The sequence below is a fragment of the Pseudoalteromonas sp. GutCa3 genome (assembly GCF_002836155.1).
Classification (GTDB): domain Bacteria; phylum Pseudomonadota; class Gammaproteobacteria; order Enterobacterales; family Alteromonadaceae; genus Pseudoalteromonas; species Pseudoalteromonas arctica.
Genome location: NZ_PJBK01000100.1, coordinates 29,857 through 46,625, shown reverse-complemented (window position 1 = coordinate 46,625; position 16,769 = coordinate 29,857). Strand labels below are relative to the sequence as shown.

General features: G+C 40.2%; 12 protein-coding genes. 11 read left to right on the top strand and 1 reads right to left on the bottom strand.

Translation table 11 applies throughout. From position 1 onward, the window contains the following. Positions 1 to 26: 26 nt before the first annotated feature. Positions 27 to 875: a D-hexose-6-phosphate mutarotase gene (locus CXF64_RS17635; RefSeq protein WP_024589615.1), complete on the bottom strand. Its 849-nt coding sequence runs from the start codon at positions 873 to 875 to the stop codon at positions 27 to 29. A gap of 427 nt (positions 876 to 1,302) precedes the next feature. Between CXF64_RS17635 and CXF64_RS17630 the strand changes: the two genes are divergently transcribed. From CXF64_RS17630 to CXF64_RS17580, 11 genes are all read left to right on the top strand, one after another. Then, the gene (locus tag CXF64_RS17630; protein ID WP_024589614.1) at positions 1,303 to 1,785 is read left to right on the top strand and encodes a MarR family winged helix-turn-helix transcriptional regulator; all 483 of its coding nucleotides are present in this window, start codon (positions 1,303 to 1,305) and stop codon (positions 1,783 to 1,785) included. A 99-nt stretch (positions 1,786 to 1,884) separates the two neighbouring features. Then, positions 1,885 to 3,210 (top strand): hypothetical protein, encoded by a 1,326-nt coding sequence (locus CXF64_RS17625; protein WP_101217651.1) that lies wholly within the window; start codon positions 1,885 to 1,887, stop codon positions 3,208 to 3,210. Between the two features lie 128 nt (positions 3,211 to 3,338). After that, a complete protein-coding gene (locus CXF64_RS17620) occupies positions 3,339 to 3,734 on the top strand; it encodes a YbaN family protein (protein ID WP_101217650.1) in 396 nt (131 codons plus the stop codon). A gap of 122 nt (positions 3,735 to 3,856) precedes the next feature. Beyond that, positions 3,857 to 4,489 carry a PepSY-associated TM helix domain-containing protein gene (locus tag CXF64_RS17615; protein ID WP_101217649.1) on the top strand — a complete coding sequence of 211 codons (633 nt, stop codon included), beginning with the start codon at positions 3,857 to 3,859 and terminating at the stop codon, positions 4,487 to 4,489. Next, positions 4,489 to 4,998: a DUF2271 domain-containing protein gene (locus CXF64_RS17610; protein WP_101217648.1), complete on the top strand. Its 510-nt coding sequence runs from the start codon at positions 4,489 to 4,491 to the stop codon at positions 4,996 to 4,998. Before CXF64_RS17615 ends, CXF64_RS17610 begins: the two co-directional genes overlap by 1 nt. Before the next feature lie 34 nt (positions 4,999 to 5,032). After that, complete coding sequence (locus CXF64_RS17605; RefSeq protein ID WP_101217647.1) at positions 5,033 to 5,878, top strand: DUF4198 domain-containing protein; 846 nt, start codon at positions 5,033 to 5,035, stop codon at positions 5,876 to 5,878. 265 nt (positions 5,879 to 6,143) lie between these two features. Continuing rightward, positions 6,144 to 8,675, top strand: a complete 2,532-nt coding sequence (locus CXF64_RS17600) for a TonB-dependent receptor plug domain-containing protein (protein WP_101217646.1) — start codon at positions 6,144 to 6,146, stop codon at positions 8,673 to 8,675. Positions 8,676 to 8,963: 288 nt separating this feature from the next. Beyond that, positions 8,964 to 10,967 carry a methyl-accepting chemotaxis protein gene (locus CXF64_RS17595; RefSeq protein ID WP_024607257.1) on the top strand — a complete coding sequence of 668 codons (2,004 nt, stop codon included), beginning with the start codon at positions 8,964 to 8,966 and terminating at the stop codon, positions 10,965 to 10,967. 201 nt (positions 10,968 to 11,168) lie between these two features. Continuing rightward, complete coding sequence (locus CXF64_RS17590) at positions 11,169 to 12,062, top strand: DUF4097 family beta strand repeat protein (protein ID WP_101217645.1); 894 nt, start codon at positions 11,169 to 11,171, stop codon at positions 12,060 to 12,062. A 220-nt stretch (positions 12,063 to 12,282) separates the two neighbouring features. Further along, a complete protein-coding gene (locus tag CXF64_RS17585) occupies positions 12,283 to 14,679 on the top strand; it encodes a PKD domain-containing protein (RefSeq protein ID WP_101217644.1) in 2,397 nt (798 codons plus the stop codon). Between the two features lie 164 nt (positions 14,680 to 14,843). Then, positions 14,844 to 16,733 (top strand): monovalent cation:proton antiporter-2 (CPA2) family protein, encoded by a 1,890-nt coding sequence (locus CXF64_RS17580; protein ID WP_101217643.1) that lies wholly within the window; start codon positions 14,844 to 14,846, stop codon positions 16,731 to 16,733. The last annotated feature ends 36 nt before the right edge of the window (positions 16,734 to 16,769 follow it).

The following is a 16,769-nucleotide window of genomic DNA, read 5'->3' as shown; positions in this document are numbered from 1 at the left end:
TATTCCTGCTTTTAATTATGACTAGCTTACCAACTAATGGTGGTTATTAAGGTGTGGCTTTGTTTTGGCTCAAGCGTTACTTTATCTGTCAGTACATTAGCAGCCTCTAAGCAGAGCATTGTTTTATACTCATCGTCAGCAAAGTTAGATAAGCGTTTTGATTTTTCTATCCATGGGTTCCACAGTACACACGAACTTGAGTTTTCGCGGCTCACATTAATAACACCTTCTGGCGTATTAATGGTTTGCATTGTATTTGCTTGTGTATAAACCATGTCGGTTTCGCGATTAAAGCTTACAACATCGTTTTGTACAAATGGCCCTTCGCTAAACTCAATATATTGGGCGCCTTGCAAACCATTTACATGGGTATTTGTAATGTCTGATGTAGGAAAATAGGTATGCAGCGCTTGGGTAAAGCTAAATGGCGCACTCCCTAAGTTAGTGGTCGTTAAGCTAACCTGTAATTTATCGCTTAATACAAACTCAACTTTTAATGCTGACTGATATGGCCAATACGTTGTATTAACAAGCTTCATGGGTAGCTTTAAACTAACTGTAATTTTCTCATCAGATTCGTGTACTTCATCAGCTTGCCACACGCTTGTGCGCGCAAAACCATGGGCAGGCCACCCATCATTAGCGTGTGTACCAAACCACGGCCAACAAATAGGAATACCACCTCGAATACTTGCCCCTTCTTGATAGGTTTCGTCTTGTGATACCCATATAAGTGGCTTGTTATTTTTAGGGATAAACTCGGTAATTTGCCCACCTTGCAAAAATATTTTTGCATCGCACTTTGAGCTAGCTATTTTAATAAACTCAAGACCGGTTTCGCTTTGCTCAATGCTAACTGATGGCGATAATTTCATACCTTCCCCTATAATACTGATACTAAAGATTTTTAATATTTGTGCAGAAACAATAATGCATGCTTAAAGTATACGCTATTGATATTAAATATTGATTGCTGAATTTGTTCATTGCCGATTAATACATATACAGTAAACTCACAAACAATTACTTTGTACTAACAGCTGTAAATGAATAATACTAAAGTCTATACAATAAGACTTGCCAATTATTCACAACATACGTACTGTGCGCAACTTAATGCACACAAGATGCTAAGAAAATTTACTATAATTTAAACAATATAATTTTACATTAGTTACTGCTCTAACTATTAAAAACCAATAAAAGCGGCCTAATGTGCAATATATTGTTTGAATTCAATTTATTTGATGTGTAACATTTCGCGATTACGGCAAACTACCGCCCCATCGATGAGATAAGCAAATGCAAAAATATGACGAGTTATTGGTTTCTTTACGTAAAGTGATCCGCGCGATTGACTTACATTCTAAGCAGCTAAATAAAACTTCAGGTTTAACTGGGCCACAACTGCTTATAATGCAAGAAGTTGAAAAAACCGATGGAATAACGGCGAGCCGTATAGCTCAGAACGTAAATTTAAGCCCGGCAACGGTCACCAATATTCTCGACAGAATTGAAAGCAGAGATTTAGTAACACGCGTACGCAGTCAAATGGATAAACGCAGAGTGAGCTTATACCTCACCGAAAAAGGAAAAGAGTTACTTGATAAAGCACCTCAGCCATTGCAACAACACTTTATTGAAAAGTTTTCTGCGCTTGCTGAGTGGGAACAGAGCCTTTTACTCTCATCAATGCAGCGTGTAGCCGCGATGATGGATGCAGATAAATTAGATGCATCGCCCCTTCTAGAAGTTGGTGCACTTACTCAAGCTCCTAAAGAATAAACAATAAAAAAAATACATAGTTTTGTACTTACTCTAAACGTAAGGCGTTTTTTGACGTCTTGAATTTTTTATTTTTTAATCACAAGCAGAGCGGCTATTATGACTAAACTCTCAAAATTAACACTAGCACTAGTTCTAGGTGGTGTTACAAGCACTTCTTATGCGTCTGATGATCTAGACACACTACAAAGCCAACTTAAACAGCTAAAGCAACAAATGCAATTGCTTGAAAATAAGTTAGCTGATGAAAAAACAAAACAGCAACAAATTAATAAGCAACACGAACAACAAGTTGCAAACATCAGTAAAAAATCTGATCAAAAAGTAGTTGAAGTTGCCGCAGCTGAACCTGAGAAAAAAGATGAAGGTATTAAAGTTGGTGGAGCAATACGCTTTAATTACAGCACCAACACATACGATGAAGATACCCAAGATCGCGGTGGCGATTTTGATTTTGATATTTTCCGTATAAATGTATCTGGTGAAATTAACGATATTTCACTTAACGGTGAAGTACGTTTTTACGATTATATGACCGTTGTTAAATACGCTTACTTAGGTTACGAGTTTGCAGATGGCTGGGAAGGACAAGCAGGTATTGCACCTGTGCCTTTTGGTAATGGCCCATACAACTCGCACAGCTACTTTTTCAGTACTAACTATTACGTAGGCCTAGAAGACGACTATGATTTAGGTGTAGTAGTAAAGCGTAAACTTAAAGATAACTGGAAACTAGACCTAGGCTTTTTCAAAAATGATGAGCTAGGTGGCATAGACGGTGGCTCTTCAGATATTAACCATCGTTACTCTTACGACATTATTGGTAGTCGTTCAGCAGAGGAAGGTACATACGATGCACCAGGCTCTCGCATAGGCGAATACAATACGTTTGCCGGGCGTGCAACATATCAAATTGAACACAGCAAAAATATAACTACCGATGTGGGTGTATCACTATTAAGTGGTGGCTTACATGACGGTAACGATCGTGCTGGTAACTACGGCGCATGGGCATTTCATGTTGATAGCACAATTAACAACTGGAATATCCAATTTCAACACGGTGAATACGACTACGACCTAGACGACAGCAGCGACAGCTTTGTTGTTGGTGCGTATGCTTATTACGACACTGTATCTAGCGAAGCAACTATGACTAACTTTAACGTTGCTTATAATTACTCGCTTGATTGGGGCCCAGTTACCGACATTCAATTTTACAACGATTACGGCATTATTTATGACAAGTCTGACGATAGTGCAGATACATGGATGAACGTAACGGGTATGAGTGTTGCTGCAGGTGGTTTCTTTAGTTACTTCGACTTTATTCAAGCACGTAACCAGCCATTTATTGGCGGAACAATTATTGGTGATGGCGATACAGAACGTCGCTTCAACATAAATATTGGTTACTACTTCTAAACTGTTAACCGCATTTATTTTTTAAAAGGGCAAACTTAGTTTGCCCTTTTTTATTGATTTTAAGCTTCGAATTAATAGCTATTTAGCCTACAATTAGAGATACCATAACACGCCTAAAAAGAGCCTAAGTGAATATAAAAGCAGTGTTTATTTGTTATAAAAACTTATGGTTTAAAGCGCTTGGCTTAATACTTGTAGCCTTGGGTATTATTGGCATTGTGTTACCGGTCATGCCTACCACTATATTTTTTATTTTAGCGCTCACCTGCTTTACTCACTCATCACCCGCGCTTGAACAATGGCTGTTAAACCACCCTCGTTACGGTGTAACTTTGCAGCAATGGCAAGCCCACAAAGTAGTGCCTGTTAAAGCCAAATGCTACGCCGCCATTGGCATGTTAATTGGATTTATATTTTTACTGTATTCAGCCGCCCCTATTTGGGTTATTTATCTCGTTGCAATAATAGAAGTATCGGTAATGATTTACCTTATTTTAAGACCCTCTAGCCCCCCTAAGCATTAAATATTCATTTTTTACCTGCATACACCTTTGTTTTAAAGTTTTATGTAAAGATAAGTAAGTAAATTTGTAATAGCTAATGCAAATCATTATCATGTTGTAAATTTGATTTATTAACTGTTTTTATGTCATTTATTAATAAGCGGGCTTTGTATAGTACAAGCCGCGCTCTACATATTTATATTTCTACAGCTCTGTTTTTTTTGCTTATTTTATTTTGCGTTAGCGGCATTGTGCTTAATCACGTTGATTGGCTTAAAAACGATAAAAATAACGGTCAAGTAAATGCAATAATTCCAGTAGAGCTAGTTACTAAAGCAAATGAACAGCTAAATACGCTGCCAACGCTTTACCCAGAAATAGAAGCTTACTTAGCTGAGCAATATGCACTTACAAAAGTAAAAAGCATTGAGTGGGAAAAAGAAGACGCGCTAGTAATGCTCGACTACCCACTGCCTGCAGGATTTGCCTACGCAGAGCTCGACTTTACAACTGGCGAGCTAAATCTTGATTACCAAACAGGTGGCTTTTTAAGCCTTATTGGCGACTTACATAAAGGCCGCCACAGCGGTGAAGTATGGAGTTGGGTAATTGATATATCTGCCGTACTAATGATTTTATTTGCCATCACCGGCATGATTATTTTGTTTCAAAATAGAAAAAAACGCTTAGCAGGAATATGGATAACCTTACTAGGAGTCGCAACTCCAATGGTTATTTATTTATGTTGGGTTCCACAAATAAAAGGAGTGTCTTAATGGTTAAATTTAAATTATTTATAAGCGCCGCATTACTGCTCGTAGCTGCGTTTTTTCAAACAATGGCGCATGCGCAAACACCACAGCTAGAGGTTGAATTAACGCTTCCCGACTTAGAAGTACAACCGTATCACCGTCCATACGTTGCAGTTTGGCTTGAAACACCAGAGCGCAAACACGTTACAACGCTTGCACTTTGGGTACAAAAAGCAGAATGGTTTAAAGACTTACGCCAATGGTGGCGTAAAGCCGGTAAAAGCGATGCCAACTTTGACGGCATTAGCGGCGCAACAAAACGCGCGGGTACTTACACTATAAATTGGCAAGGTAATGATTTAGACGGTAACCCAGTAAAACCAGGTAAATACTTACTAAATATTGAAGTTGTACGCGAAGAAGGCGGCAGAGACTACACCCGTGTTGAGCTTGATTTAACAAAGTCGGGAAAAATTACAATTGATGGTAAAAACGAGTTTTCTAAAAGCTTCGTCACTGTAAGCACTAAGTAGCTGCTACTTAATCATTTAAATTTAAGGAAATACAATGAAAATTAATTTATTAAAAACTGCATTAATCAGCGCATTGAGCTTATCTGCTTTAGTGTCAACTTCGGCAAGTGCACACGGACGTTGGTTACTACCTTCGCATACATCTTTATCAGGCGATAAAGCGCATTACGTAATGATTGACGCAAGTATTTCAAACGAAATTTTTGCACCAGACAAAGCCTTTAAACCTAAAGAAAAAGGCGCCGAGTACGATGACACATTATTAATGGCACTTGCGCCTAATGGTGAGCCAGTATCTGAAACCATCCGTGCTTATTACTTAAAACGTAAAAGCTCAGCTGCTGTAAGCTTAACAGAGCAAGGCACTTATCACATTGCAATGACCCAAAAGCCAATGTACATGACCTTCTATAAAAACGAAGAAGGTAAGCGCAAACGCGTATTTGGTAAAAAAACAGAAGCCGAGTTACCTAGCAATGCAAAAGATGTAACTACAACGAAGGTTGTTTCAACAGTAGATACATTTGTAAGCCGAAATGGCACCTCAAAGCCTGCCCTATTAGGTTTAGGCTTAGAGCTTAGCGGTCCAACGCATCCAAACGATTTATTTGTAGGTGAGCAAGCACGTTTTCAGTTACTACAAGATGGTAAATCTGCTGGTGAAGGCATTGAAGTAAGTATTTTAAAAGGCGACACACGCTACCGTAACGACCGTGGCGAAGTAAAAGTAACGACCGATAAAGAAGGTATGTTTACAATTACGTGGAAAGAACCAGGCCTATACCTAATCGAAACCTCTAACAAGGTTACCGTAAATGAAGAAGGCGTAGATGCAGGACGTTATGCATTATTTACAACGCTTGAAGTTGCCCCTGAATAATTTAAATCACTAAATTTAAAAAATTGAAAGGCCAAGCATTTGCTTGGCCTTTTTACGTCTTACTAACTTTTATCTAAAATCCCCTTGAATTCGCAACCATTCGACACAAGATTGCAACTACAACGATCCAAACGCCTATATCGCGCGTAAACACTGGGGCGTGTTAACAACTTAGAATATCTTAGATAGTTTTTATCTTTGCACTAGGGTAGTCGCTTCTATATGATGCGCTCCTTTTCGACTAGCAGCTCTTGGGGAACAATTAATGACTTTTAAGCGTTTATCTGCAAATAAACTAGCACTTAGCTTGGCCGTTACCACTGCACTTAGCACACCTTACTCTATGGCCGTTGCCGCAGAGCAAGATAATCAAGCAGAAAAGAATATCGAAGTAATTTCGGTTACCGGTACTCGCAGAAGCTTACGCAGTATTGCCGAAAGTACGGTACCCGTAGACATTATTACCAGCGGTGATATGCAAAGTACGGGTCAGCTAGAAATAAGCCAAATACTAGCAAACCAAGTACCTAGCTTTAACTACCCAAGTGCCACTATGGGTGATGGTACTGACCATGCAAAACCAGCTGTTTTACGTGGATTAGCACCCGATCACACATTAGTACTTATAAACGGTAAGCGCCGCCATGCCGGTGCGCTATTAAACTTAGCAGGTGTTGTTGGCCGAGGCTCTACAGCTGTTGATTTGAACATGATCCCAACCTCTGCAATTAAACGTGTTGAAGTACTACGTGATGGCGCAGCCGCACAGTACGGTTCTGATGCAATTGCTGGGGTAATTAACATTGTACTTAAAGATGCCTCAGAAGGCGGTAGCGTAAGCGTAACGTACGGTAAATACGATACTCAAATGGCTGGTGTATCTCAGCTAGAAAGCACCTATGCAGACGCAAACGGCGACTTAGCCTTTAATACCGGTGGCGACAGAGAAGTAAACGACGGTGCGACACGCACTGTTAGCGCAAACTCTGGTTTTGCGTTATCTGATAACGGCTTTGTAAACGTATCAATTGAATACCGTGATAACGACTCAACTCAACGCTCAGGCTTTGACCCACGCGAACAATACAGCCGCCTTGATGATGGCAGCCTAGACCCACGCGAATTTACTATCGATCGTTACAACCACCGTTTTGGTAAAGCCGACCTTGAAGATTACGCGTTGTTTTACAACATGGGTTACGATTTAAATAACGGCTTAAACCTTTATTCATTTGGTAGCTACTCAAAGCGTGAAGGTAATTCAGGTGGTTTTTACCGCCGAGCAAAAGACAGCCGTAACGTTTTAGAAGTGTACCCAGATGGCTTTTTGCCGCAAATTGAAACTGACGTACAAGACTACTCATTTGCACTGGGCTTACAAGGCGAAACTAACGACTGGACATGGGATGTAAGTACCAACTACGGCCGCAACGACTTTGGTTTCGGTGTTGTAAATAGTATTAACACATCACTAGGTGCCGACAGCCCAACCGAATTTGACAACGGTGCATTGGTTTACGATCAGTTTTTAGTAAACGCAACGGCCAATACCACACTGGATTTAGGCTTACCTGATGACGTATTTTTTACCGTAGGTACTGAATACCGCCATGAAAGCTACAAAATAGAAGAAGGCGAAGAAGCGTCTTACATCACCGCACTTGATAGCGACGGTAACCCAATTGCAGCCGGTGGCGCGCAAGTACTTGCTGGTTTTGGACCAGAAAGTGCGACTGACGAAAGCCGTCATAACATCGCTTTATTTGTTGAGTTTGATACCTACTTAACAGAAAAGTGGAACGTCGTTTTAGCGGGTCGTTATGAAGATTACAGCGACTTTGGTGACACATTTACTTCTAAGCTTGCTTCGCGTTACAGCATTACTGAAAACCTATCGCTGCGCGGTGCAATTAGCACAGGTTTCCGTGCGCCATCTTTAGCGCAAAGCTCGTACCGCCAAATATCAACCGTACTTGAAAACAACCAACCATTTGAAGTTGGTCTATTCCCAACTGATTCTGCAGCAGCGCAAGCGCTAGGTGCACAGCCGTTAGATGCTGAAGAGTCAGTAAACGTTACTGCGGGCTTTATTTACACTCAAGGCAGCTTTAGCTTAACTGTTGATGCGTACCGTATTGATATTGATGACCGTATTGTATTGTCTGAAAACTTAGAAGGCGATGCAGTTGTTGAAATACTACAAAATGCCGGTGAGCTAAATACCGAAAGCGTACGTTACTTTACCAACGCTATCGACTCACGCACGCAAGGTGTAGATATCGTTGCCACTTATAACTTAGATTTAGACAACTTAGGTGATTTACGCCTAAACGTAGCTGCTAACTTTAACGATACCGAAGTAACGCACGTAAACGACAACCCAGCACAGCTTAACTCACTAGGTGACGACTATGTAGTGTTTGCACGTCGTGAAGTAGGTCGCTTTGAAGAAGGCACGCCAGATAGCAAATGGAACCTATCAGCAGTATGGAACTTTAACGAATGGCAAACAACGCTTCGTGCCACACGTTATGGTGAAGTCGCTGATATATCAACTACAGCTGACCGCGATGAATACCTAGACCCTAAGTGGATCACCGACCTAGAAGTGGCATACCGTCCAGACGAATATTGGAAATTTGCCGTTGGTGCAAACAACTTGTTCGATCAGTACCCACAAGCCACCGTGGATAACATTGGTTACTCTGACTTTGGCCAAATATTCCCGTACACACCGTATGCGCCTTACGGATTAGACGGACGTTTCTTATACGGTAATATTACTTACAGCTTTTAATTTAAATTTAAATTTAATGAGTTAAATTAAAATCCGATATGGCATGCCATATCGGATTTTTTATATTTAAAAAATAGTAATAAAAATAACCATCCTAGCTATAATCAAATAAATTCAGCAATAACACCTTCAACATAAATTGCTAACTTTTTATTATTATTAAATTTTTTTTATATGATAAATTGATTATCAGGTTAAGTTAGTTGCTAGTAAGTCATCAAAAAACAACTTAAAACGCCTATAATTAAACTAAGTACGCATAAATACCGTCTTTCTTTGGAGTGAAGTATGAGCTATAAAAACTGGTCAATATCAAAACAAATTGGTGCCCTAGCATTCACTTTAACGTTATGTATTTTTAGTTTAGTGGGGCTATCTACCTATTTAATCTCGGCTAATACACTTTCTGAAAAAAGTGAAACTGCGATTAAGTCTGAAATAACCGCTATTTCAGATCTTTTAGAACTCCAATACGACAGCCTACTTGCAATAGCAAAACGCAATGCGACCGTATTTAAAGGTATGTACCCTGGTGAATTTAAAAAAAGCGATCAAAAAGTAATGGTCGTAGATACTATGGTTCCTATTCTTTTACATGATGGTGAACAGGTTAATAACAATATCGATATTGTTGAAAATTACGCTAAATTAACCGGAGGTAACGCCACGGTATTTATGCGAGATGGGGATGATTTTTTTCGTATTACTACCTCTTTAAAAAAGAGTGATGGGCAACGCGCTATTGGCACATACCTAGGAAAAAAACACCCAGGCTATCAGCCTCTTATGAACGGTCAAAGCTATGAAGGTTACGCTAAATTATTCGGCAACGAGTATATGACTGTTTACCAACCAATTAAAAATAAACAAAACCAAGTAATTGGTATTTTATACATAGGTTTTAATATAAACGATGCACTGGCATCGCTGAGAGAGTCTGTTAATAAAATAGTAATTGAAGAAAGCGGTAACTTATTTGTTTTCAGAAATACAAATGATGTAGTTATAGCAGGTAAAGAGGCCGCAGTTGACTCAAAAGTGAACTCCAAAGCACTTGATGGGCTTAATCTAGAGGCAATTAAAAAAGGTCTGTCATTAAAATACAATAGTGAAAATAACACCCCGATGTTTGCTTACAGTAAAACGGTACCTGGGTGGGATTGGACCTTACTTGGTCGTGTAAAAGAAAGCGAACTCACTGAAGAAAGCATAAAACTAATGGTAGTTAACAGCATAACGTCTGTTGGGGGGATCCTTGCTATCTCAATTTTACTTTTTTGGGTGCTAGTAAAAACACTTAAACCATTAAGACAGTTAACACGTAGCGTTGATGCATTAGGCAAAGGTGATTTGTCACAACATTTTGTAAATACCAACACAAATAGTGAAAATGAAATAGACCAAATTACCGCGAGTGTAAGCAGCATGTCGGTTGAACTCAAAAAGCTAATACTCGCCTTACAAAACTCTGTAGTTGAGCTGGAAAAGCAAGCGGGCATCTCCAAAAAAATTGCACTCACTAACGGCAAAGAAGCACATGCAATGATGGGGCAAACAGATCTAATAGCCACCGCCATCGAAGAAATGTCAGTATCCATTAAAGATGTAGCCAATAACGCAAATGAAGGCGCTCAACGAACCCAACAAGTTGATGCAGAAGCTCAATTAGGTCGAACACAATTAACCCAAGTTGTTAATGACTTAATGCAACTAAGCCAACAGTTAAATGATAGCCATAACTCTGTAGAAAAAGTAAACACCGCGAGTAACGAAATAAGTAAAGTAACCGAAGTAATTAATGGGATTGCTGAGCAAACAAACTTACTAGCACTTAATGCAGCAATAGAAGCGGCAAGAGCTGGCGAACAAGGTAGAGGGTTTGCAGTTGTAGCCGATGAAGTTAGAACATTAGCGCAGCGCACTCAAAAATCAATTTTAGAAATTAGCCAAACAATTGAACAGCTACAAATACAAGTTACCGCCGCAACTAAACAAATGGAACAAAGCCGTCAGTTGGGTATTAAATCAGCTGAAGAGGGCGAAAAAACAGGAGAGCAACTTAACTTAATCACTCAAAGTATTGGTGATCTAACTCGCTCATCAAATAATATAGCTGAGGCAACAGATCAACAAAGCACCGTTGCTGCAGAAATCACTCAAAACCTACACTCTATAAGCCAGCTCGCTAAAGAGGGTGAGTCTCGCACGCAAAGCACTGTAAATTCGGCAAGTGAACTAATGACATTAGCTGAAAAAATTAAGCAACAAATAAGCTACTTCAGAGCACATTAATACCACAGTTAAAGTTTCTAAATTAAACAAAGGATGCATCGCGCATCCTTTTTTATTAATAGTTAGTTATTTTAACCACTTATTAGTATTTCAACTTTCATAAAAAACCACCACCCCATATAAAACAACAGCTTACATTTCGGCCTCATTTTTGCTCTATATTGTTTATATAAATACAAACAAAAATACAAAGGACTAAACATGAGCTCATCAACACAATTAAGCATTGCAAAACCACTTTCACTTATTGGCGGCATTTTATTATTAAGTGGCTGTGTATTTCATATATCGCCAAGCGTTGCCTCAGTAAAGCAAACTCAACAGCTATCACTGCCAAGCAATAATCTAAAATACTTAAATGTGTTAAGCGGTGCAGGTAGCCTTGAAATAAAAGGCTCGGAGACTGCCACCAGCATTAGTGTTGATGCCACTATTTACACAGCCGACATTGAAGACGAATACGAGCTAACGCTCGAGCAAGACGGTAGACAGGCAAAGCTTGTTGCCCAAAATAAAAGCCGTAATGGTATTAGCTTTTACAGTGGCCAATCTCCAAGTATTAATTTAGTGGTCACTGTGCCAAGTAATCTAAATTTAGATATTGATGATGGCTCTGGCGACATTTTAATAAATGCTATGCAAAGCAATATTGATGTAAAAGACGGCTCAGGAAATTTAACAATAAGCGGTGCTAAAAACCTAACTGTTGACGATGGCTCAGGTGAAGTAAACTTTGAAAACATCGCAGGTAATTTAGAATTAACCGACGGCTCTGGCAGTATTCATATAAACAACGTAACCGGCAATGCAACTATTGACGATGGTTCGGGTGAAATGCACGTGAGCAACATAAGCGGTTCGCTAAACGTTGAAGATGGATCGGGTGATATAGTAATAAGCCATATAAGCGGTGCTGTTAATGTTGATGATAACTCTGGCGACCTGCTTATTGAGCATATTGGTTCAAGCGTAACAATTGAAGACGGTTCGGGTGATATTCGCGTTAATCATGCAAAGGAGCTGACTATTACGGAGTCGGGCTCGGGCGATGTAAGTATCGATAATATTAGCGGTTCAGTAAAAGTAGCTGACTAACTCTATTTAACCGTTATTCAATTGCCCTTTAATATACTTTATGCCCTATCAATCAGGGCATAAAACACTCCTCTCAATGAATAAATGATTCAAAAGTAGCACTGTTTCGCGTTAACTATTCCCCCAAATAATACAAAAGTACTTATTTGATTTATTTTTTTGCTTAATAGCTAATTTGGGTACATATTAATATTCAACTTTTTAAAAGGATATTGATATTATGAAATGGAAGTTATTAATTTTAATTACTGCTTTATTCACCCTCGTAGCATGTGGCTCTGGAGGATCAGACTCTAAAACAGTAGCTAAACCGGTCAGCACTAACACAAAACCTATTGCGGTTATTACCACCGAACAATCGGGGTTTAAAGTAAATACCACCCTCGTTTTTAGCGCAGCACAAAGTAGCGACCCCGATGGCGATACTCTCACCTATCAATGGCAATTAACCAGCAAAAACGAACAAGTAGAAATACCGATTACGGTTAATAATGAAAGTACCGTTGAGTTTTCGGTATCTGAAGCACAAGAATACCAATTAGTATTAACCGTGAGTAACGGCAAGCTTTCAAGCACACCTGCACAAAAACAATTCACCGTTACTGCAAATACCCAACTAATTGCTAACGCAGGTAGCACACAAACCGTTAAGCAAGGTGATGTTGTGCTTTTAAATGGCGCGCAAAGTAGCACAACCAGCGGCGCCATTAATCAATACAAATGGCAATTTATTACTAAGCCTGTAGCAAGTAATGCAACGCTTGAAAATGCGACTCAAGTTAAAAGCCAGTTTGTTGCAGACGAAATAGGCGAGTTTAAAGTTGAGCTTACCGTTACTGATTCACAAGGTGATACAGCAAGCACTGTCGTACTCATAAAAAGTGAATCGCTTAACTCTAACTCATCGCCACAAGCGGTTATAAACGTAGAAAGTAATACAATTGCCCCAAATGAAGTTGTTACGCTTTATGGTAACCAAAGTACTGATCCCGATAAAAACGATACGCTTAGTTATGCCTGGGCAATTACATCAAAACCCGAGGGCAGCACGCCGGCTCTTTCAAACATGCAAAATCATACCGCTGGATTTTCAGCGTCAACAGCTGGAGATTACACGCTTTCACTCACCGTTACCGATCAACAAAACGAAAGTGATACCGCATCCGTTACTTTAACTGTTACCACAAGTAATAAAGCCCCAGTTGCAACACTTGAATCCGAACGTGATATTACGTTAAACGAATCAACCACTTTGCAGTGCCAACAATGCAGCGACCCAGACGGAGATGCGCTGAGCTATAACTGGCAGTTACAAGCCAAGCCTGTAAATAGTGCATCGCAACTGACTAACAGTACATCAGCAACGCCCTCTATTGTTGCCGATAAAGAAGGCGACTACGTTGTAGTGCTTACAGTGTCTGATGGGCAATTAAGCTCAAACCAAGCAACCTCAGTACTGCACGCCAGTAGCAATAAAAAGCCTATTACTTTGGTAACTTATGCAACCTCCATAACGGTTGATGAAAAAGTTTTACTTGATGCCTCAACTAGTTACGATCCAGAGGGCCAGCCACTAAGCTACCAATGGGAAATCATTTCGTCGCAAGGCCAAGCAACGCTTAGCAGTAATACAATATCAAAACCAACGTTTAGCGCATCAGTAGAGGGACAAGTTGTTATTTCGTTACGCACTAACGATGGCGTGCAGTTCTCTGACACAAAAACCCTAACAATTGATGTAATACAAAACGCACTGCCAGTAATTAGCTTCACGGGGGAGCAATCACGCTACGATGTAGTGGGCAATGCAGTTAAATTTGATGTAAGCCAAAGTTACGACCCTGAGGGAACCACTCTCGATTACGCCTGGACACTATCAGCGCCTTCTGGCTCGAGCACCAGTTTAAGCAATACAAACCAAAGTATTACCGAATTTATCGCCGATATGACAGGTAGTTACACGTTAACCGTTGTCGCAACTGATGCTGATGGATTTTCAAAAAGTGTGCAATTTTCAATTACAGTAACCAACTCTGCACAACTTACCGGTCGCATTAAAGGGCAACTCACTAATGTGCAAAAAGCGGCTATAAGCAATGCACAGCTAACAATTAATGGACAGCAATACAGCACCAACACAAATGGCTTTTTTGATGAAGAGGTTAATTTAGCGCAAGGTGAAAAAATAACGATAACAACAGCAGATCAAAGGATTGCAGCTGGGGAATACAACTCTGTAGCAATTACGCAAAGCAACTTTACTGTGGATATAGGCCAAAATAGCATGCCCGTTTTACAAGCTGTTGAGGTTTCGGTATTTGTGTGTGCTGAGTTTTCAGGCCCCGACACCGTTAACCTACGCTTTAACATGGTAGATACACTTTTAGCGTCAGATAGCTTTCAATTTAGCTTTGATCAAACAAAACCACTTACTTTGCAAAAAAGCGGAAGTACTTACCTCGATAGCGAATTAGATATCGACCTACCTGCATCAGCAGAGTTTGAAGTAACAGTAATTGAAACAAGCGTTGAAAATACAATCAGCTCAAACATTACTATTTACCATTCTGATTCAGGCCAACCAAGCTCAGCAATTATAAGTATTTGTAATATTTAGCCCTCCAAATAAGCCCTTCAACATAAAGTGCTATTTTTAGCCCAGTAGTTATAACCATTAGTGTTATAACTACTGATAAATAAGCAACTTTGAGCCATATAATCCATTGTATTTTATAAGCAGCTAAGCCATTCTAAAAGCCTTGATGTTATTAGGATAAACGCGTGTTAGAAATTGCTTTAATTTACTTAGCAGCAGCCATAGTAGCTGTCCCTATTGCAAAACGAGTCGGACTTGGCTCAGTATTAGGTTATTTAATTGCCGGCATACTCATTGGCCCTTATGCGCTGGGTGTTGTGGGCGATCAAACCGATGTAATGCACTTCGCTGAATTTGGCGTAGTAATGATGCTGTTTTTAGTGGGCCTTGAGCTACAACCTTCGCGTTTATGGACATTACGTCACTCTATTTTAGGGCTTGGCGGCTTACAGGTTGTGTTATCGGCAGCGGCTATATTTGCATTTTGTTATTGGTTTTTTGCCATGCATTGGCAAACCGCACTCGCCATTGGTTTAATGCTCGCGCTCTCCTCTACGGCTATTGTGTTGCAAAGCCTTGAAGAAAAAGGCTGGCTAAAACAAGAAGCCGGACAAAACGCTTTTTCGGTATTGCTGTTTCAAGACATCGCAATTATCCCTATTTTAGCCCTATTGCCACTGCTTGCATTTGCCCCGCAAACTAGCACAAAAGAAATCAGCGATTCGATTATTGCAAGCTGGCCTGTATGGCAACAAGTATGTGTATCGGTCGCGGTTATTGCCGCTATTATTGCCGGTGGTAAATATGTATCGGCCCCGTTATTTAGATACATTGCCCAAACGCACATGCGTGAAATATTTACTATTTTTGCACTGTTTTTAGTGGTCGCTATTGCGCTAGTTATGCAAAGTATTGGTTTATCGCCTGCATTGGGAACTTTTTTAGCCGGCGTTGTACTTGCCGAGAGTGAATTTAGACACGAATTAGAAGCCGATATAGAACCCTTTAAAGGCTTACTTTTAGGATTGTTTTTTATAACTGTTGGCGCTTCAATTAACTTTGAACTGCTATTTAACGAGTTTAGTACTGTTATTGGCTTAGTAGTTTTACTCATTGTGGTTAAAGCCTGCATTTTATTTGCCCTTGCCGTTACCTTTAAAATTAACAGTAAACAGCAGTTACTATTTGCCTTAGCACTTGCCCAAGGGGGTGAGTTTGCCTTTGTACTTTTAAGCGTAACCACCACCTTAAGTATTTTAACGCCCGAGCAAACCAGCCTTGTTACCTTAGTTGTGGCGGTATCAATGCTAATAGCGCCGTTATTACTTATGGTTTATGAACAAATACAAAAACGCAGCAGCAGCGCTCTGCCTGAGTTTGATAAGCCAGAGCAAATTAGCACCGCTAAGCACGTAATTATTGCGGGCTACGGGCGTTTTGGTCAAATTATGGGGCGTTTACTGCACGCGCAAGGCTACGAAATTACCGTACTTGATCACAGCCCTAGCCAAATAGAATTACTACGCCGTTTTGGTAACACCGTATTTTATGGCGATGCCGCACGCCAAGAACTCCTTGAAGCCGCAGGCGCGCACACCGCGCAAATGCTGGTAATTGCAATTGATAACCCCGATAAAACCATTGAGATAATTAAGCTCGCGCATAAAAACTACCCGCAGCTAAAAATAGTTGCTCGCGCAATCGACCGCCGCCATGCGTATCAGTTACTTAATTTAAAAGTAGATGCGTTTAACCGCGAAACCGTCGACTCAGCTATTAACCTTGCCGTAGAAGCACTCGAGCTGTTAGGTAACAATAAAGAAGATGCCGAGCGCGCTGGTAAGCTATTTAGAGACCACGACCGCGCTGCAGTACTGCAACTTGCTGCATTATGGGGAGACGACGCCAGCTACGGCGTAGCAGTTCGCCAACGTATGGAAGATTTAAAACAAGTGCTGCAACAAGATAAACAAGCACAAAGCGATTTAAATACCTGCGACAGCGGCGATTGCGAAGACGGCTTAACAGAAGTAGCGAGTAAACCTAAAAAACCTGATGATGCTCATTTGGAGTAGTTTAGGCGATTAGTAAACTATGATATTGCCTCGTTG

What these genes read in the sequence shown, in the direction of transcription:
- CXF64_RS17635 (WP_024589615.1), bottom strand. Translation starts at nt 875, where the DNA reads ATGAAATTATCGCCATCAGTTAGCATTGAGCAAAGCGAAACCGGTCTT.
- CXF64_RS17630 (WP_024589614.1), top strand. Translation starts at nt 1,303, where the DNA reads ATGCAAAAATATGACGAGTTATTGGTTTCTTTACGTAAAGTGATCCGC.
- CXF64_RS17625 (WP_101217651.1), top strand. Translation starts at nt 1,885, where the DNA reads ATGACTAAACTCTCAAAATTAACACTAGCACTAGTTCTAGGTGGTGTT.
- CXF64_RS17615 (WP_101217649.1), top strand. Translation starts at nt 3,857, where the DNA reads ATGTCATTTATTAATAAGCGGGCTTTGTATAGTACAAGCCGCGCTCTA.
- CXF64_RS17610 (WP_101217648.1), top strand. Translation starts at nt 4,489, where the DNA reads ATGGTTAAATTTAAATTATTTATAAGCGCCGCATTACTGCTCGTAGCT.
- CXF64_RS17605 (WP_101217647.1), top strand. Translation starts at nt 5,033, where the DNA reads ATGAAAATTAATTTATTAAAAACTGCATTAATCAGCGCATTGAGCTTA.
- CXF64_RS17600 (WP_101217646.1), top strand. Translation starts at nt 6,144, where the DNA reads ATGACTTTTAAGCGTTTATCTGCAAATAAACTAGCACTTAGCTTGGCC.
- CXF64_RS17595 (WP_024607257.1), top strand. Translation starts at nt 8,964, where the DNA reads ATGAGCTATAAAAACTGGTCAATATCAAAACAAATTGGTGCCCTAGCA.
- CXF64_RS17590 (WP_101217645.1), top strand. Translation starts at nt 11,169, where the DNA reads ATGAGCTCATCAACACAATTAAGCATTGCAAAACCACTTTCACTTATT.
- CXF64_RS17585 (WP_101217644.1), top strand. Translation starts at nt 12,283, where the DNA reads ATGAAATGGAAGTTATTAATTTTAATTACTGCTTTATTCACCCTCGTA.